This is a genomic window from Ensifer sp. R-19 (assembly GCF_049905105.1).
Taxonomy (GTDB): domain Bacteria; phylum Pseudomonadota; class Alphaproteobacteria; order Rhizobiales; family Rhizobiaceae; genus Ensifer.
In genome coordinates this window covers 3313050-3330811 of the sequence record NZ_CP184569.1, presented here as the reverse complement: position 1 = coordinate 3330811, position 17762 = coordinate 3313050, and the positions used below count along the sequence as shown (strand labels likewise).

Here is a 17762-nt window from a genome sequence, read left to right as displayed (position 1 = left end):
CCGCCTGCCGGCACCTTCTCCCCGCGCGCAGGGAGAAGGGACAGCGCTGCGCCGTATTTGTTCTGCCTTGACTGCAAGCGGGCTTGTCTCGCCGGGCACGTCCCCTCTCCCCGCGAGCGGGGAGAGGGTTAGGGTGAGGGGCAAGCCAGTCCAGTAGCGTGGCAGAATCAAGAACTCCAAAGGCATGACATGATCGACAAGCTGGAAATGTTCCTCGTTCTCGCGCGCGAAAGACACTTCGGTCGCGCGGCGGAGGAGTGTGGCGTAGCGCAACCGACCTTGTCGGCCGCCATCCGCCAGCTCGAGGATCAGCTTGGCGTGATGCTCGTCAGCCGCGGGTCGCGCTTCCAGGGACTGACGCCGGAGGGGCAGCGCGTGCTCGAATGGGCGCGCCGTATCGTCGGCGATGCCCGCACCATGCGCGAGGAGATGCGGGCGGCGCGCAAGGGCCTTTCCGGCCATATCCGCCTGGCCGCGGTGCCGACGACGCTGGCGATGGTGCCGATGATTACCGCGCCATTCCAGGAGAAACATCCTGATGTCACCTTCTCGGTGCTGTCGACCACGTCGCTGCAGATTCTGGCGCTGCTCGAAAACCTAGAGATCGATGCAGGTCTCACCTATCTGGAGAACGAGCCGCTCGGCCGGGTAACCAGCGTTCCGCTGCAAGTCGAGCGCTATCACCTCGTCACCGCCGCCGGAACGCCGCTTTCAGAGCGGGAAAGCGTGACGTGGAAAGAGGTTAGCGACGTTCGGCTTTGTCTATTGACGGCCGACATGCAGAACCGCCGCATCGTCAACCAGCATTTTGCCGAGGCAGGCGTGGTCGCCAGGCCGACGCTCGAATCGAACTCGATGATCGTGCTTTTTTCGCATGTGCGGACCGGGCGCTGGGCCAGCATCATGCCGTTCAACGTCGCGAAATCATTCGGTTTTCATGAGGCTATCCGGATGATCCCGATCGTCGAGCCGGATGCCCGTCACACGGTCGGCCTGGTTGCGACCCATCGTGAGCCGTTTACGCCGCTTGTCTCGGCTCTGTTGCACGAGGCGCGTATCCTGGGTGAGCGAAACCAGGTTCAATAGATTTTTTCTATCGATCGACGGAACAGCCTTATTGACCCATCGGGCCATAAGCGCGAAGCTTTTTTGATCATGGCCGGAGACCGCCGAGGAACGGCCTTCGCCAGGTATTGAAATGTCGGCTGGACCGGTCGCCCGTTTGCGGGTGTCGCCGTCCAGCCCATGAGCCGGGAGGGCTCCCGTTGAACATCCATCAGCCGCGTGCCGACATCGCGGAAACCACCCTTGCCATCGTAGAGGAGCTCAAAGGGCTCGAAGGTCCGCTGCTGCCGATCCTGCACGAGTTGCAGGAGGAATTCGGCTACGTACCGCAGGAGTGCCTTCCGGTGATTGCGCGCGAGCTCAACCTGTCGCGCGCCGAAGTCTACGGTGTGATGACGTTTTACCATGACTTCCGCGAGCATCCGGCCGGACGCCATGTGCTGAAGCTCTGTCGCGCCGAGGCCTGCCAGTCGATGGGCGGTGATCAGCTCGCCGAGCGCGCCAAGCGGCTGCTCGGCATCGATTTCCATGAGACGACGCCGGATGGCGCGGTGACGCTGGAGCCGGTCTACTGTCTCGGGCTCTGTTCCTGCGCACCCTCGGCCATGCTTGACGGAGAGGTGCATGCCCGGGTCGATGCCGCCGATCTCGAGGCGCTCGTTCAGGAGGCGCGGCGATGACGGTGAAAATCTATATCCCGCGTGACGCCGCCGCCGTGGCGCTCGGTGCCGAGAAGGTCGCCAAGGCCGTGGCCGAGACGATCGCGGCCCGCGGTCTCGACGCGACAATCATACGCAATGGCTCACGCGGAATGCACTGGCTGGAGCCGCTGGTCGAAGTGGAAACCGCTGAAGGTCGCGTCGCCTACGGTCCGGTCAAGGCACGCGATGCCGGTTCACTGCTTGATGCCGGGCTGCTCGATGGCGGCGACCACGCGCTCTGTCTCGGGAAGACCGAGGAGATCCCCTTCCTCAAGCAGCAGACGCGACTGACATTTGCGCGCTGCGGCATCACCGATCCGCTGTCGCTCGACGACTACCAGGCCCATGGCGGCCTTGCCGGTCTGCGCAACGCCATCGCCATGGCGCCGGAGGCGATCGTCGCGCAGGTGACCGAGAGCGGCCTTCGCGGCCGCGGCGGCGCCGGTTTCCCGACAGGCATCAAGTGGAAGACGGTTCTCGAGGCCGCGGGGACACGCAAATACATCGTTTGCAATGCCGACGAGGGCGACAGCGGCACCTTTGCCGACCGGATGATCATGGAGGGTGATCCCTTCGTGCTGATCGAGGGCATGGCGATCGCAGGCATCGCGACCGGCGCCACCAAGGGCTTCATTTATACCCGCTCCGAATATCCCCATGCGATCGCGGCGATGGCTGAGGCGATCGAGATCGCGCGCAAGGCCGGCGTGCTCGGCGCTTCGGTGCTCGGCTCCGGCAAGGCCTTCGACATGGAGGTGCGCACCGGCGCCGGCGCCTATGTCTGCGGCGAGGAAACGGCGCTGCTCAACAGCCTCGAAGGCAAGCGTGGCATCGTTCGCGCCAAGCCGCCGCTCCCGGCCCACAAGGGCCTCTTCGACTGTCCGACTGTGATCAACAACGTGATCTCGCTCGCCTCCGTCCCTGTTATCATGGACAAGGGGGCTACCTTCTACCGCGATTTCGGCATGGGCCGCTCGCGCGGTACGATCCCGATCCAGATCGCCGGCAACGTCAAGCATGCCGGCCTGTTCGAGACCGCCTTCGGCCTCGCGCTCGGTGAGATCATCGATCACATCGGCGGCGGCACCGCGAGCGGCCGGCCGGTGAAGGCCGTACAGGTGGGCGGCCCGCTCGGCGCCTATTTCCCTCGCGCTCTGTTCGACACGCCGTTCGACTATGAGGCCTTTGCCGCGCGCGACGGCCTCATCGGCCATGCCGGCATCGTCGTTTTCGACGATACCGTCGACATGCTGCACCAGGCGCGCTTCGCCATGGAATTCTGTGCTGTCGAAAGCTGCGGCAAGTGCACGCCCTGCCGCATCGGTTCGACCCGCGGCGTCGAGGTGGCCGACAAGATCGCGGCCGGCATCGAGCCGGAGAAAAACCGCGAACTGCTCGCCGACCTCTGCAACACGATGAAGTTCGGTTCGCTCTGCGCGCTCGGCGGTTTCACGCCCTATCCCGTCATGAGCGCCATGACCCATTTCCCGGATGACTTTCAGCCGGCACCGCGCGTTGAAGCGGCGGAGTGAGGAGGAAGACCATGTCTCTCATACATGAAATCGACTACGGCACTCCCGCTTCCAAGTCCGAAAAACTGGTGACGCTGACGATCGACGGGTGCGAGGTCACGGTACCTGAGGGGACCTCGATCATGCGTGCGGCGATGGACGCTGGCATCGAAGTGCCAAAACTCTGCGCCTCCGACATGATGGATGCCTTCGGCTCCTGCCGGCTCTGTCTCGTCGAGATCAAGGGACGCGCCGGCATGCCGGCATCCTGCACCACGCCGGTGGCGGCGGGTATCGAAGTCTCCACCCAGACGCCGCGGCTGAAGGATGTGCGCCGCGGCGTGATGGAACTCTATATTTCCGACCACCCGCTCGACTGTCTGACCTGTGCGGCCAACGGCGATTGCGAGCTGCAGGACATGGCCGGCGCCGTCGGCCTGCGCGACGTGCGCTACGGCTACGAGGGCGAGAACCACGTCACGGCCCGCAACAATGGCGAGATCAACGCCAAGTGGATGCCGAAGGACGAATCCAATCCGTACTTCACCTATGATCCGGCCAAGTGCATCGTCTGTTCGCGCTGCGTGCGCGCCTGCGAGGAAGTGCAGGGGACTTTTGCGCTGACGATCGGCGGCCGCGGTTTCGACAGTCGCGTTTCGGCCGGTATGGCGGAAGACTTCATGTCGTCCGAATGCGTCTCCTGCGGCGCCTGCGTGCAGGCCTGCCCGACGGCGACGCTCACAGAGAAATCGGTCATCGAGATCGGCCAGCCGGAACATTCCGTCGTCACCACCTGCGCCTATTGCGGCGTCGGCTGCTCGTTCAAGGCGGAGATGCGCGGCGAGGAGCTGGTGCGCATGGTGCCGTGGAAGGATGGCCAGGCCAACCGCGGCCATTCCTGCGTCAAGGGTCGCTTTGCCTATGGCTATTCCAACCACAAGGACCGCATCCTCAACCCGATGATCCGCGAGAAGATCTCCGATCCCTGGCGCGAGGTCACCTGGGAGGAGGCCTATGCGCATGTGGCCTCCGAGTTCCGGCGGATCCAGTATCAGTACGGCCGTGATTCCGTCGGCGGCATCACCTCGTCGCGCTGCACCAATGAAGAGACCTATCTGGTGCAGAAGCTGGTGCGTGCCGGCTTCGGCAACAACAATGTCGATACCTGCGCCCGCGTCTGCCACTCGCCGACCGGCTACGGACTCGGCCAGGCTTTCGGCACATCGGCCGGCACGCAGAATTTCGATTCGGTCGAGTTCACTGACGTTGCCGTCATCATCGGCGCCAACCCGACGGACGGCCATCCGGTCTTCGCGTCACGACTGAAGAAGCGGCTGCGCGAGGGCGCCAAACTGATCGTCATCGATCCCAGGCGCACCGACATCGTGCGCTCGCCGCATATCGAAGCCTCCTATCACCTGCCGCTGCAGCCAGGCACCAATGTCGCGATCCTGACGTCGATGGCGCATGTGATCGTCACCGAAGGCCTCGCCGACGAGAAATTCATCCGCGAGCGCTGCGACTGGTCGGAATACGAGGACTGGGCGGCTTTCGTCGCCGAGCCCTATCACAGCCCGGAAGCGACCGAGGCCTATACCGGCGTGCCGGCCGAACTCGTGCGTGGTGCCGCCCGGCTCTATGCCACCGGCGGCAATGGCGCGATCTACTATGGTCTTGGTGTCACCGAGCACAGCCAGGGCTCAACGACGGTCATGGCGATCGCCAACCTCTCGATGGTCACCGGCAATATCGGCCGGCCGGGCGTCGGCGTAAACCCGCTGCGCGGTCAGAACAACGTGCAGGGCTCCTGCGACATGGGTTCGTTCCCGCACGAGCTGCCGGGCTACCGCCATATCTCCGACGACGCGACGCGCGAAACCTTCGAGAAGCTCTGGGGCGTCGAGATTTCCAACGAGCCTGGCCTGCGCATCCCGAACATGCTCGATGCCGCGGTCGATGGCACCTTCAAGGGCATCTATATCCAGGGTGAAGACATCTTGCAGTCCGACCCGGACACCAAGCATGTGGCCGCCGGGCTTGCCGCGATGGAGTGCGTCGTCGTGCACGACCTCTTCCTCAACGAGACGGCGAATTACGCCCACGTCTTCCTGCCGGGTTCGACGTTCCTGGAAAAGGACGGCACCTTCACCAATGCCGAGCGCCGCATCAACCGGGTGCGCAAGGTGATGACGCCGAAGAACGGCTATGCCGACTGGGAGGTCACGCAGAAGCTTGCCCAGGCCATGGGCCTCAATTGGAACTATCGTCATCCGTCCGAGATCATGGACGAGATCGCCGCGACGACGCCGAGCTTCGCGCTGGTCTCCTACGACTATCTCGACAAGTTGGGCTCGGTGCAGTGGCCATGCAACGAGAAGCATCCCGAGGGCTCGCCGATCATGCATGTCGACGGCTTCGTGCGTGGCAAGGGCAAGTTCATCCGCACCGAATATGTCGCGACCGACGAACGCACCGGTCCGCGCTTCCCGCTGCTTTTGACCACCGGCCGTATCCTCAGCCAGTATAATGTCGGCGCCCAGACGCGGCGCACCGACAACGTTGTCTGGCACGCGGAGGACCGGCTGGAGATCCACCCGCACGACGCAGAGCAGCGCGGCATTCGCGACGGCGACTGGATCAGGCTTGCCAGCCGCGCCGGTGAAACGACCCTGCGTTCGCTGATCACCGACCGCGTGGCGCCGGGCGTCGTCTACACCACCTTCCACCACCCGACGACGCAGGCAAACGTCATCACCACCGACTTCTCCGACTGGGCGACGAACTGCCCGGAATACAAGGTGACGGCGGTGCAGGTGATGCCGTCGAACGGGCCTTCGGACTGGCAGGTGGACTATGACGAGCAGGCCCGCCAGTCGCGCCGGATTTCCGGCAAGCTGGAGGCGGCGGAATGATGTTTTGCGCCGCGACCGACCATGGCGACGTTTAGGACATCGACAACCGTTCCCGAGGCTGCCCGCCGCAAGGGCGCGCTTCGGGACGGTTCACGCGCCGTGCCGGAGGAGACGCCGGTTGCCTTCAGCTATGGCGGCTCGACCCACGCGGTGATGATGGCGACGCCCGGCGACCTTGAAGACTTCGCCGTCGGCTTCAGCCTGACCGAAGGCATCATCACGGATCCCGGCCAGATCGAAACGGTCGAGATCGTCGCCGAGACGGTGGCCGGCAATCTCGGCATCGACCTGCAGATTGTGCTTGAGGACGAAGAGAACGACATGCTCCGCCAGCGTCGCCGGCACATGGCGGGTCCGGTCGGGTGTGGGCTCTGCGGCATCGAATCGATCGAGCAGGCGGTGCGGCCGACGCCGGATGTTTCCGGGTCGAAGCTGACGCTGTCGCAGGAGGATGTCGTCTCCGCCGTGGCACTGCTCAACGGCCAGCAGCCGCTGCATTTCGAGACGCGCGCCGTGCACGGTGCTGCCTTTTATGTGCCTGGACGCGGCCTGATCGCGGTCCGAGAGGATGTCGGCCGCCACAATGCGCTCGACAAGCTGGTGGGTGCTGCGGCGCGTGCCGGCTTTAGGGGAAGCGAGGGTGTCGTCGTCGTCACCAGCCGCGTTTCCGTCGAGATGGTGCAGAAGACGGCTGTCGTCGGCAGCCCCGTGATCATCGCCATTTCGGCGCCGACGGCGCTGGCCATCCGCACGGCCGAGGCTGCGGGCATGACGCTGATTGCGCTGGTGCGCGGCGACGAATTCGAGATATTCACCCATGCCGAACGCATCAAGTCCGGAGCTGTCGCCGATGTCGCATGACAACACCAACGCCAAGCTGATCTACATGGCGAACCAGATCGCCACCTTCTTCAAGAGCCAGCCGCAGAACGAGGCGGCCCAGGGCGTTGCCACCCATATCAACAAATATTGGGAGCCACGCATGCGGCGGAAATTGTTCGAGCATATCGACAATGGCGGCGAGGGGCTGACGCCGCTGGTGCTGGAAGCGGCGGCGAAGATCAAGCGTCCGGAAGCCGCCTAGCTAGCCTGCGCTCATCATCGACCGCAGGTTCTCCGCTCTCCGCGGACAGGGCGTTTTCCAAGCAATTGCTGCGTCTGAAAAGATTTAAGGGAAGGCGGCTACCGGTAGCCGCCTTCCCCATTCCCGAGCGCGGGGTGCAGGGATGTGCGCTCAGAAATTCTGCCAGCCATCCGCGGCCGGTGCCGCAGCAAGGCTTGTTCGTTGGCCGCTGCGCATGGCGCGGGCGGTTGCGTGGAGCCGGGTCGGTTGCGCGCGGTCGTCAAAGTGGCGGTTCGCGTCGATGATCTGGGCTTGCTCGCCGTAGCGGAACTGTCGGAGCAGTTCGTGCAGGGCGTCTGCCTCGCGGGCCATGGCGTGGCTTGCGGCCGTGCTTTCCTCGACCATCGCTGCATTTTGCTGGGTCGCCTGGTCCATCGAGTTGACCGCCTGGTTGATCTCCTTGAGGCCGGTCGACTGTTCGCGGGCGGCCTCGACGATCGCCGAGACGTTGGCATTGATCTCCTGGACCTGGGTCAGGATCTCTTCGAGCGCCGCACCCGTCTGGCCGACCAGCGACACGCCGTTCTTGACATGTTCGGTGGAGGTGCCGATCAGCGCCTTGATATCCTTGGCCGCGCTTGCGGAGCGTTGCGCCAGTTCGCGCACTTCCTGGGCGACGACGGCGAAGCCCTTGCCGGCTTCACCGGCGCGTGCCGCCTCGACGCCGGCGTTGAGCGCCAGGAGGTTCGTCTGGAAGGCGATGTCGTCGATGACGCCGATGATGTTGGAGATTTCGCGTGACGACTGTTCGATCTGGCCCATCGCGCCGATGGCGCTCTTGACCACATTGCCGGAGCGTTCGGCGCCGGCCTTGGTCTTGGCCACCAGTCCGCCCGCCTCTTCGGCCCGGCGGCTGGAGTCGGCAACCGTCGTGGTGATCTCGTCGAGCGCGGCTGCGGTTTCCTCGACGGAGGCCGCCTGCTGTTCCGTGCGCTTCGACAGGTCGTCGGCCGCTGAGCGGATTTCCCGGGCGCCGGAGGCAATCGCGCTGGCATTGTCGCCGACGGTGCGCATCGCCTCGCGCAGCTTGGCGGTCGCCCCGTTGAAGTCGGTCCGCACCGTTTCCATGCTGGGCACGAAGGGCGTGTCGAGGTTGCGGGTCAGGTCGCCCTCGGCGAGCGCCCTCAGGCCGGCGCCGAGGCTGTTGATCGCGCTCATGCGCTCGCTGACGTCGGTCGCGAACTTGACGACCTTGTAGACCTTGCCGCTGAAGTCGCGGATCGGGTTGTAGGCCGCCTGGATCCAGATCTCCTTGCCCCCCTTGCCGTAGCGCACGAACTCGTTGGAGAAGAATTCGCCGGCGGCGAGACGTTTCCAGAAGTCGGCATATTCGGCGGTGCGGGCGTAATTCGGTTCGCAGAACATGCTGTGATGCTTGCCCTGGATTTCCGAGAGGCTGTAGCCGAGTGCGGCGCAGAAATTCTCGTTGGCCGTCAGGATTTCGCCTGTCGGTGTGAACTCGATGACCGCCTGCGAACGGGAGATCGCGTCGAGCTTGCCGGCATCCTCGGTTGCCCGCGCCTTGGCGGCGGTGATGTCGGTTGCGAACTTCACCACCTTGTACGGCTTGCCGCCGCGGAACACAGGATTGTAGGTCGCCTGGATCCAGATTTCGCGGCCGCCCTTGGCGATGCGCTTGTAGGCATTGGCGTCGAACTCGCCGCGCCCGAGGCGGGCCCAGAAGTCGCGGTATTCCTGCGTCTGGGTGTAGTCGGCCGGGCAGAACATGCGATGGTGCTGGCCGACGATTTCCGAAAGGCCGTAGCCGAGCGCCTGGCAGAAGTTCTCATTGGCGGTCAGGATCTTGCCGGTCAGGTCGAACTGAATGATGGCCTGCGACTTCGAAAGCGCGGCGACGATCTGGCGCGCATCTGCAATTTTACCGAGAGCGAACATTGTAACCCTCTGATCTCGTTTGTTGGCTCAAGCCGGGGCTTCGTGCCTTCTTTGACAGGGTTTGCGGGGCCAAAGCGGCGCAACTCCCGGACTAAGACAAATACCGGCCTGCCGAAAATTGTCTGGTCGTCCTACGCCGGCCCACCGGGTCAGCGGCTTCGTGCTTCGTGAGGGGAGTTCGAACTACCGGGCTTCATGCCCAAGGCGCCGTGTTTCTACAATCTAGGTTAGTAACAGGACTATTAAGCCGGTGTTAAAATAGCAACTATCAAATTTCAGTTGTAAAAACTCGTATATCCAATTTTAGTTGAATTAGTTGATCCTGCTTTTCTAATCTACTGCCGTGCAATCTGGGTCTGCCGCCAATAAGAAAGGCCGCCCCACGGCACGTAGGGCGGCCTTCATGTCGTTCGTCTGCTACCTCAGGGTTACCTCAGGCGGCCAGTTCTTCGACTTCACGTTCCTTGAACATTCGCGCCAGGTTGAGGAAGCAGATCATGCCGTTCTCGTTGGCGATGATGCCTTCGGCAAAGCTCTTGTCGAAGGACGCTGTCACTTCCGGCACCGGCTGCACCTGGCTGCCCTGAACGGTGAGGATGTCGGAGACGCGATCGACGACGAGGCCGATCACCATGTTGTGCACTTCGGCGACGACGATGGCGCTGCGTTCGTTGGCCGTCGTCGATTTCATGCCGAGCTTGTGGGCAAGATCGATGATCGGGATCACTGTGCCGCGCAGGTTCATGACACCGATCACTTCCGGCGGCGAATGGGGAATGGGGGTGGAGGGCGCCCAGCCGCGGATTTCGCGGATCGTCGTCGTCTTGACGCAGAATTCCTGATCGTGGAGGCGGAACGCAATGATCTCCAGCGTCTCGCCGTCAAACCCGGCCGTCCTGAGTGTGCTTGTCATCGAAGGTCCTTCCAGCTTTCCGGTCGACGCCCATGGCGCGACACCGCCAAACTCGAGATATCTCCGCATGGCTGCCGGCGCATGGGAGCGCGGCGATGGTCCGTTGGGGAGAGATCCTTACAGTCCGCCGATCACATCCGGCGGGGCGCAGCTGCATCATGCGCGGAAGAACCGCTTTGCGCTTTGGGAAGGGACTATAGGCCGGGATTCGTTAAGACTTGCTTTTGCAAGTGCTTAGAGCAGTTCCAGGAAAAGTGTGAAACGGTTTTCCGTCCGGAATTGCGTCGCTTCAAGGAAGATCCGCCCTGAGCCTGGCTCGGGGCGGATCGGATCTTGGGGTCAGGCGGAGGCGAGAACCTTTGCGAACTGTTCCACGGCCCAGTCGACCTGTTCAGCGTTGATCACTAGCGGCGGCGCAATGCGGATCGTGTCGCCATGGGTGTCCTTAGCAAGGATACCCAGCTGCTTCAGTGCTTCGCAGTACTTGCGGGCGCCACCGGCTTCCGGCACCAGCTCGACCGCCAGCATCAGGCCGCGACCGCGAACTTCCTTGATGATGTTGGAGCGGATGTCGGTGAGGCCCTTCTGGAAGCGCTCGCCCATGCGGGCTGAGTTCTCGATCATGCCTTCTTCCGTCAGCGCCTTCAGCGCCGCCCGGGCGATGGCACAGGCGAGCGGGTTGCCGCCGAAGGTCGAACCGTGCTGGCCCGGCTTCAGAACACCCAATACTTCGGAGTTCGAAAGCACGGCGGAGACCGGGTAGAAGCCGCCAGAGAGCGCCTTGCCGATCAGCGTCACGTCGGCTTCGATGGCTTCGTGCTCTTCGGCGAGCAGCTTGCCGGTGCGGCCAAGGCCGGTCTGGATTTCGTCGAGGATCAGCGTGATGCCATGCTTGGTGCAGAGCTCGCGAACGGTCGTGAAATAGCCAACCGGCGGAACGATAACGCCCGCTTCGCCCTGGATCGGCTCGACGAGGAAGGCGACGGTGTTCTCGTTGATCGCAGCGCGGAAAGCCTCGATGTCGCCGAAGGGCACGACCTTGAAGCCGGGCGCGAACGGGCCGAAGCCGGTGCGGGCATCCGGGTCGGTGGAGAAGCCGACGATGCCCATGGTGCGGCCATGGAAGTTGTTGGAGCAGACGATGATCTCGGCCTGGTTTTCGGCCACGCCCTTGACCTCGTAACCCCACTTACGCACCGCCTTGACGGCGGTTTCGACGGCTTCGGCGCCGGAGTTCATCGGCAGCACCTTGTGCGAGCCGGTGAGGGCTGCGATCTCTTCATAGAAATGCGCGAGCTGGTCGTTGCGGAAGGCGCGGGAGGTGAGCGTCAGCTTCTGCGCCTGCACCATCATCGCCTTCAGGATCTTCGGATGGCAGTGGCCCTGGTTGACGGCCGAATAGGCCGAGAGGCAATCGAGGTAGCGATTGCCCTCCATGTCCCAGACATAGACGCCTTCGCCGCGCGAGAGCACCACGTCGAGCGGTTTGTAGTTATGCGCGCCAAGCCGGTATTCGGTTTCGATCAGGGCTGCCGTCGTATTCATACATTGTCCTCCGTTTGTTATCTCAGGCACTGCGGGTCGGCCGGTCGAGCACGCGGCGGCCGAAGAGGCTCGCCGTCAATTCGACCAGGATACGCGCGCTCTTGCCGCGGTCATCGAGGAAGGGGTTGAGCTCGACGACGTCGAGCGAGGAAACGAGTTCGCTTTCCCAGAGCATTTCCATGATCAGGTGCGCCTCGCGGAAGGTCGCGCCGCCGGGAACGGTGGTGCCGACGCCGGGGGCGAGTTCCGGATCCATGAAATCGACGTCGAGGCTGACATGCAGCAGGCCGTTGGCGGCGCGAACCTCATTGAGGATCTGGCGCATGATGTGGGCCATGCCGAGTTCGTCGACGGCGCGCATGTCATAGACGCGTACGCCGTGCTCGGTGATCTCTTCGCGCTCGCGATCGTCGACGGAGCGGATGCCGACCTGGAAGACCTTCTTCGGATCGACGAACGGCCGGTCGGCCGGCAGAATCGGAGCGAATTCCGCTTCGCCACAGAAATACGCGACCGGCATGCCGTGCATGTTGCCGGAGGGGGAGGTTGACGGCGAATTGAAGTCGGCGTGGGCGTCGAGCCAGAGCACGAAGAGCGGCCGGCCGACTTCGGCGGCGTAACGCGCCATGCCGGAGACGCTGCCCATGGAGAGCGCGTGGTCACCGCCGAGGATGATCGGGAAGTGGCCCTTGCGAACCGTGTCGTGCACGGAATCGTGCAGCGCGCGGGCAAAGGCTGCGACGATCTGCAGATTGTTGGCGCCCGGGTGGTTGGCGAGGTCGCGGGCCGGCAGCGGCTTGACGTCGCCTTCGTCGTGAACCGTGTGGCCGAGGTCGCGCAGCACCGTGTCGATGCCGGCTATGCGCAGGGCCGTCGGCCCCATGGCTGCGCCGCGCCGTCCAGAACCTTCTTCGATGGGTGCGCCGATCAGCGTGATGGTCGTCATATCCGCCCGATTCCTTCTCAAGATAATTCCGTGTGTACCCGGTTGGGATCGCGCGGATTATGGCCAAAATGCATGTCAGCAAAAAGATGGAAAACTGCCGATTAGTGAGATAAAATCGACAGATTGATAAGCACCATGTTACAAAGTGATAGCAATGGATGATCTCGATCAGGCACTCATCAGCGCCTTGCGCCAGAATGCGCGCATCCCCGTTTCAACGCTATCGGAAATGACAGGCGTATCGCGCGCGACCGTTGCTGCCCGCATCGACAGGCTCGTCGCTAATGGCACGATCGCCGCCTTTACCATCCGAACCGGCGCGGAAATCCCGGCTTCCGGGGTCCGCGCCGTGGTGATGATCGAGGTGCATGGAAAGATGGCCGACCGCGTTGCCGAACAGTTGCGCGGCCTGCCGCAGGTCCGGGCGCTGCACAGCACCAATGGCCGCTGGGACTTCATCGCCGAGCTGCAGGATCGCGATCTCGTCTCCTTCGACGAGACGCTGCGGCGCATCCGCCTGATCGACGGGATCACCGTCACCGAGACGAATATCCTGTTGAAAACCAGCAAGATGACCGGTGCATTCTGATCATCTTTCGCCGCCCAAAGCGGTGAGGAAATCGCGACTCGGAGTCGAATTGTTCTTGCTTTGTTCTCATGTTTCGCTATGATGTGCGCCTCACCCAAGATGGAGGATGTCATGGTTGCCAATGGCGGCAGGCTTGCCGATCGGCAGATCTGTGTGAAGCTGTTTGTCAGGCATGGCGACGAGGATCGCGCCATCGCCTTTTATCGCGAGGCGCTCGGCGCCGAGCTCCTGCAGCGGCACGAATGGCCGAGCGGCATTCTGACGAGTGCGGATCTGAGGATCGGGGAATCGGTCTTCCGGATTGCCGGGGCCAACCCGCGCCGCGATGCGGAGCCCAAGCTTGGAGGACCGCGCTCTCCGCATGCGCTGGGCACGACGGCGGTGATCCTGGAACTGCATGTTCGCGATGTCGATCGTGTGATCGGCCGGGCGATCGGCGCGGGGGCAAGCCTGCGCAATCCGGCCGAGACTTTGTCGACCGGTGACCGCGTCGGTGCCTTTATCGATCCTTTCGGCCATATCTGGGCGCTGTTCAACGCCATTGAGGATGCCGAAATCGTCGATCTGAACATCGAGGCCCGCAACGCCGCCTGAGGCGTTGCGGGCCTCTCCTTGTATGGCCGTGCACTTTGGCGGGATATGTTGCCCGCCGCGTGGCAATCAGAAGAACTCGTCGAGCAGGCAGTAGAGGTCGCGTTTCTCCGGATCGTCCCTGTCGATGCCATAGCGCGCCAGAAACGGCTGCACCCATTCCTCGCCGAGATTGTGGGCGATGCTGTGACAGGCAAGTGCAATGTCCTGATAGGGATCGGCGACGCCCAGCCGGCTGCAATCGATGAAACCGGAGAACCGGCCATACCTCTCAATGATGTTCGGCAGGCAGGCGTCGCCGTGGGTAATGACGAGCTTGCCGATCGAAGGTACGCGGGCTCGGAGTTCTGCAAAAAGATCTGCCGCCGTGCGGCCGAGTCGCGTTTCGTCGAAATCGTCTTCATCGATAAGGCCGGCTTCGGTGCGCGCTCCCGCGATGGCGATGCGCTTTTCGATCCGGTGATCGAAGGGGCAGTCGGCGACGTCCAGCCCATGCAAGCGTTTCAGGGCGTCCGCCAAGATGACGATCCGGTCCTTTGGCGACAGCGTCGTGGAGGCGAGGTCCGTGCCCTCGACAGCCTGCAGCAGCAGCCAGTTCGTTTCCGCGTCGAAGGCGCGGGCGATCACCCGCGGACAGGGCATGCCCTGAGACGCCAGCCAATCAAGCCGCTCCGCCTCGTCAACGAATTCGCTGAAGGGGCCGGCAGCCTCGACTTTCAGCACCAGCATCGCGCGATCCGGCGCCTTCAGTAGAAAGATGCTCGAGTCCGACTGTCCGAGCGTGTCATGATTCCAGTCATAGCCTGCAACGAGTGGCAGGAGATTCTCGGGCAATTCGAGATGCGGTTTTCGGGAAGACAATACAATCACCTGAAAAATGAATGCAGCAAATCGGCCGTGACGGCGGCTGATGCCGATGTAGGTACGCATTCGCGCGGCTGCGAATCGTATTCGGTCCGCAGGCCATATCTTGATCTGATCAAAATGTCGTCGAGGAGCGCGACGCCAGACAAACCGCCCCTCAATATTCCTTTTCGAAGAAGATACCGCCCGAGGCCGAGCCGTCGCCGGCGGCCGAGCCCTTGAGTTTCACGCCCTTGCCGACATCGAGATTGATGACCGCCTTGCTGGAGGCGGAATCAGAGCCCTGCTGCAGCTCGATATAGGTCCGGTCGTTGAGATACTTGCCGGCGCGCACCGAAGCGCCGCCGTGCTCGTCGGTGGTGACGTCGAGGTCGTCGACGCCGAGCTTGTTGCGCAGGCCATCAAGCAGCGACGTCGAGCCTCCGCCGGCAAGCTGGCTGACGGCGGAGGCGAGCTGGGCGATCTGGAAGGCCGAGAGGTTCGACAGCGACCGGTTGAAGATCAGCTGTGCCAGGATCTCGTCCTGCGGCAGCGCCGGCGATGACGAGAAGGCGATCTGCGGATTGTTAGCGAGGCCCGCAACCGAGACTGTGATGGTCGTCGAGCCGACGCTGGAGGTCGCCTTGAGGTCAAGCGTCGGGATCAGGTCGCCACCGAAGCCGATATTGCCGTCGGTGAAGGTCAGGCGCTTGCCGAGGATTTCGAGGCGCCCGCGGCGCATTTCGAAGCCGCCGGAAACGATCGGCTGCACGGCCGTGCCCCGGATCGTCAGGTTGCCACCGAGTTCGGCGTCGATGCCGCGGCCGCGCACGAAGACCTGGTTGGCGGCAACTGCCAGATCGAAGGCGATGCCGCCGCTGGCATTGGCGCCGGCTGCCGGCACCTCGTCCTTGCGCAGGTCCTTGACCATTTTCTGCACCTTGGGCGGCGCATTCTTGTGCTTGATGTCGATTGCCGAGAGCGAGGTGGGCAGCTTCTCGGGAATGGTGATCGATGCCTTGCGGATCGTAACCTTGCCGCCGAGCGTCGGGGTCGCGACCAGCGGACCGGTCAGCGTCATTTCGCCATTGAGATTGGCGTTGAACAGCGTGCCGTCGACATAGGTGGCATTGTTCAGGCGGATCGTCAGATTGGCCGGGAAGCCGGAGCCGGGGACCGTGCCGACGGTGCCGGTCGCCTCGATCGAGCCGCCGGTCGCGAGATTGGCCGAGAGCTTGGAGATCGTCGCCTGCTTTCCGTCGAGCGCGACATTGGCGGTCAGATCGTTCAGTGCCAGGTTGCGGCGCACGTCGACGAGCCGCCCGCCGGATGTCCTGACGGTGCCGGCGATCTGCGGCGCCTTGGCGGAGCCGGAAATCGCGAGGTTGATGCCGGCCTGGCCCGTGAGCGTGAAGCCTTTTTCCGCCATCAGGTTGGCAATGAGGGCAAAGGGTAGGTTGCCGTTGAACTTCATTGCGATCGGCATGTTGCCGCCGATATCGACATTGCCGCCGCCCTTGAAGGAAAGGCCGCTGGCGCCCGAAAGCGTCGTGTCGAGCGTTACCTTGTTGTTGGCGAACTTGCCGATGGCGGCGATGTCGAAGGCGGCGACCCCGGCCGTGCGTGCGGCGGCCAGCGACGCGCCAGACCATTTGAGGTTGTAGGCGACGACAGGTGCGGACGTTGCGCCAGCGACGTCGACGGTGCCGGCGATCGTGCCCTCGGCGCCGAGGTCCGGGACAAAAGCGTTGGCCAGCGCTGCGGGCAGCGCATTGAGCTTGGCGGTGATGTCGAGTTTTTCGCCGGCCGTTCCGTTGACCGCGATGGTGCCCTTCGATGCCTGGATCGTCAGCGCGTTGAGGCGGACGGTGCCGTTTTCGATGGCGATGACCGTCGGCTGCGCGAGCTTCAGCGGGATGCCCTTTGGCGTCGCGCCGAAGGAGGCGAGGCGAATTTCCGTGCGTCCCTTCGCACTCGTGAGATCGCCCTTAGCCGTGAGCGGGCCACCATCATATTTGCCGTCGATCGAAAAGCCGGTGCGTCCCGCCTGCTGCTGGAAATCGACGGCGAGGCCGGCAACGCGGTTGGCGCCTTGAGCGATGGTTTCGGCGCGCACGCTGCCCTTGATGGCGAGGGCCGCGACATCGGAGATCGTGATATCGGCAGTCGGCTTGGCGATCGTCAGGGCATCACGCTTGATGCCGCTGCCGCCGGCCTTGACGACGACGGAGGTGATGCCGTTTGCGGTCTTGATTGCGGCCGACCCGTTGAGATCGCCAGAGGCTTTCTGCCCGGCCATGGCGGCAAGCAGGCCGAGATCGGGCAGGTTGAAATCGATCTTGCCGTCCGGTTTGAAGTCCGGGGTGAAACTGATCGCACCGGTCAGCTTGTTTTCACCGATCCTGGCTTCGAGCACGGGGATCGCGGTGCGTCCGTCCTTGGAGACGACGTCGGCCTTGACGTCGATCGCCTGGCCGTCGAGCGCACCGGTTGCGGTCAGGCTCGCCTGCGGGCTCGAGGGGTTGGCCTTCGCGTCGGCCTTGATCGTGAGGTCGCTGAGGGTGCGTCCGGCGAGCGTGGCGCCGCTCGAGGTCAGTTCGGCCTTGATGCCGAGTTCGGCGAGCGGGCCGGTCACGGCTGCGGTAAACTCAGCCTCGCCCTTGGCGTCAGCCAGAAGCTTGCCGAGATTGGGCAGCTTTCCCTTGAGATCGGTGGTCAGTTGTCCCTGGGCCAAGGCTATCGTGCCGGCCGCCTCGATCGTGCTCGATTTGAGCTCGAGGCCCTCGACGGTCACGCTGCCGTCGGTCGCCGTCTTCACTTCGCCGGCAAGCGCGATGGTCCCGTCGAACTTCGCTGCCGCAGCCGGCGGCAGAGCCTCCGGAACGGTAAAGAGCTTGAACGCGGCGGCAACTGTGTTTTCCTCACGTGAGACGGCACCGGTGACCGAACCGCCAATGCCGGGGCTTTCGATCGTCACCGGATCGAAGACGATGTTCTCCTTCGTCACCGACAGGCTGGCGTCGATCTTCATTGGCGCCTGGACCAGCCGGGTGACGTTGGCGTCGACGAAGCCTGCCTCACCGACTTCGATCACCGTTTTTAGCGGGCCTGATTGTGTAGCGAGGTT

General features: G+C 63.5%; 13 protein-coding genes and 1 pseudogene. 8 read left to right on the top strand and 6 right to left on the bottom strand.

Translation table 11 applies throughout. The features are described from left to right. Window positions 1-189 precede the first annotated feature (189 nt). The 6 genes from ACN9MO_RS16105 (at window position 190) to ACN9MO_RS16080 (ending at window position 7273) form a co-directional block, all read left to right on the top strand. Complete coding sequence (locus ACN9MO_RS16105; RefSeq protein ID WP_112995706.1) at window positions 190-1086, top strand: LysR family transcriptional regulator; 897 nt, start codon at window positions 190-192, stop codon at window positions 1084-1086. Between the two features lie 179 nt (window positions 1087-1265). Next, on the top strand, window positions 1266-1745 hold the full coding sequence (locus ACN9MO_RS16100) for a formate dehydrogenase subunit gamma (RefSeq protein WP_057255044.1): 480 nt from the start codon (window positions 1266-1268) through the stop codon (window positions 1743-1745). Further along, window positions 1742-3298, top strand: coding sequence for a formate dehydrogenase beta subunit (locus tag ACN9MO_RS16095; protein ID WP_112995707.1), 1557 nt, complete (start codon window positions 1742-1744; stop codon window positions 3296-3298). Before ACN9MO_RS16100 ends, ACN9MO_RS16095 begins: the two co-directional genes overlap by 4 nt. Before the next feature lie 11 nt (window positions 3299-3309). Then, on the top strand, window positions 3310-6189 hold the full coding sequence (fdhF, locus tag ACN9MO_RS16090) for a formate dehydrogenase subunit alpha (RefSeq protein WP_058321755.1): 2880 nt from the start codon (window positions 3310-3312) through the stop codon (window positions 6187-6189). A 21-nt stretch (window positions 6190-6210) separates the two neighbouring features. After that, on the top strand, window positions 6211-7050 hold the full coding sequence (fdhD, locus tag ACN9MO_RS16085; protein ID WP_113133417.1) for a formate dehydrogenase accessory sulfurtransferase FdhD: 840 nt from the start codon (window positions 6211-6213) through the stop codon (window positions 7048-7050). Beyond that, the gene (locus ACN9MO_RS16080) at window positions 7040-7273 is read left to right on the top strand and encodes a formate dehydrogenase subunit delta (protein WP_057255048.1); all 234 of its coding nucleotides are present in this window, start codon (window positions 7040-7042) and stop codon (window positions 7271-7273) included. Before fdhD ends, ACN9MO_RS16080 begins: the two co-directional genes overlap by 11 nt. Before the next feature lie 150 nt (window positions 7274-7423). Here the strand turns inward: ACN9MO_RS16080 and ACN9MO_RS16075 are convergent, their stop codons facing one another. The 4 genes from ACN9MO_RS16075 to rocF all read right to left on the bottom strand — a co-directional run bounded on the left by ACN9MO_RS16075 (window position 7424) and on the right by rocF (window position 12612). Beyond that, on the bottom strand, window positions 7424-9208 hold the full coding sequence (locus ACN9MO_RS16075; protein ID WP_113133418.1) for a methyl-accepting chemotaxis protein: 1785 nt from the start codon (window positions 9206-9208) through the stop codon (window positions 7424-7426). Between the two features lie 433 nt (window positions 9209-9641). After that, on the bottom strand, window positions 9642-10121 hold the full coding sequence (locus tag ACN9MO_RS16070; protein WP_057255050.1) for a chemotaxis protein CheW: 480 nt from the start codon (window positions 10119-10121) through the stop codon (window positions 9642-9644). 339 nt (window positions 10122-10460) lie between these two features. Beyond that, window positions 10461-11666 carry an ornithine--oxo-acid transaminase gene (gene rocD, locus ACN9MO_RS16065; protein ID WP_112997084.1) on the bottom strand — a complete coding sequence of 402 codons (1206 nt, stop codon included), beginning with the start codon at window positions 11664-11666 and terminating at the stop codon, window positions 10461-10463. Window positions 11667-11688: 22 nt separating this feature from the next. Next, window positions 11689-12612, bottom strand: coding sequence for an arginase (gene rocF / locus ACN9MO_RS16060; RefSeq protein WP_058321760.1), 924 nt, complete (start codon window positions 12610-12612; stop codon window positions 11689-11691). 154 nt (window positions 12613-12766) lie between these two features. Between rocF and ACN9MO_RS16055 the strand changes: the two genes are divergently transcribed. Together ACN9MO_RS16055 and ACN9MO_RS16050 are read left to right on the top strand one after the other, a co-directional pair. Next, entirely contained in the window at window positions 12767-13201 is a 435-nt protein-coding gene (locus ACN9MO_RS16055) for an Lrp/AsnC family transcriptional regulator (protein ID WP_043614769.1), read from the top strand. A 111-nt stretch (window positions 13202-13312) separates the two neighbouring features. Further along, window positions 13313-13795: a VOC family protein gene (locus tag ACN9MO_RS16050; RefSeq protein ID WP_057255053.1), complete on the top strand. Its 483-nt coding sequence runs from the start codon at window positions 13313-13315 to the stop codon at window positions 13793-13795. Between the two features lie 66 nt (window positions 13796-13861). Here ACN9MO_RS16050 and ACN9MO_RS16045 read toward each other — a convergent pair whose 3' ends face one another. Together ACN9MO_RS16045 and ACN9MO_RS16040 are read right to left on the bottom strand one after the other, a co-directional pair. After that, window positions 13862-14653, bottom strand: coding sequence for an APH(3') family aminoglycoside O-phosphotransferase (locus ACN9MO_RS16045; protein ID WP_425985584.1), 792 nt, complete (start codon window positions 14651-14653; stop codon window positions 13862-13864). Window positions 14654-14813: 160 nt separating this feature from the next. Further along, window positions 14814-17627: pseudogene (locus tag ACN9MO_RS16040) on the bottom strand (translocation/assembly module TamB domain-containing protein); the annotation flags it as partial. Window positions 17628-17762 lie beyond the last annotated feature (135 nt).

Excerpts from the sequence above, each read along its gene's own strand:
- ACN9MO_RS16105 (WP_112995706.1), top strand. The coding sequence starts at position 190 with ATGATCGACAAGCTGGAAATGTTCCTCGTTCTCGCGCGCGAAAGACAC.
- ACN9MO_RS16095 (WP_112995707.1), top strand. The coding sequence starts at position 1,742 with ATGACGGTGAAAATCTATATCCCGCGTGACGCCGCCGCCGTGGCGCTC.
- fdhF (WP_058321755.1), top strand. The coding sequence starts at position 3,310 with ATGTCTCTCATACATGAAATCGACTACGGCACTCCCGCTTCCAAGTCC.
- fdhD (WP_113133417.1), top strand. The coding sequence starts at position 6,211 with ATGGCGACGTTTAGGACATCGACAACCGTTCCCGAGGCTGCCCGCCGC.
- ACN9MO_RS16080 (WP_057255048.1), top strand. The coding sequence starts at position 7,040 with ATGTCGCATGACAACACCAACGCCAAGCTGATCTACATGGCGAACCAG.
- ACN9MO_RS16075 (WP_113133418.1), bottom strand. The coding sequence starts at position 9,208 with ATGTTCGCTCTCGGTAAAATTGCAGATGCGCGCCAGATCGTCGCCGCG.
- ACN9MO_RS16070 (WP_057255050.1), bottom strand. The coding sequence starts at position 10,121 with ATGACAAGCACACTCAGGACGGCCGGGTTTGACGGCGAGACGCTGGAG.
- rocD (WP_112997084.1), bottom strand. The coding sequence starts at position 11,666 with ATGAATACGACGGCAGCCCTGATCGAAACCGAATACCGGCTTGGCGCG.
- rocF (WP_058321760.1), bottom strand. The coding sequence starts at position 12,612 with ATGACGACCATCACGCTGATCGGCGCACCCATCGAAGAAGGTTCTGGA.
- ACN9MO_RS16055 (WP_043614769.1), top strand. The coding sequence starts at position 12,767 with ATGGATGATCTCGATCAGGCACTCATCAGCGCCTTGCGCCAGAATGCG.
- ACN9MO_RS16050 (WP_057255053.1), top strand. The coding sequence starts at position 13,313 with ATGGTTGCCAATGGCGGCAGGCTTGCCGATCGGCAGATCTGTGTGAAG.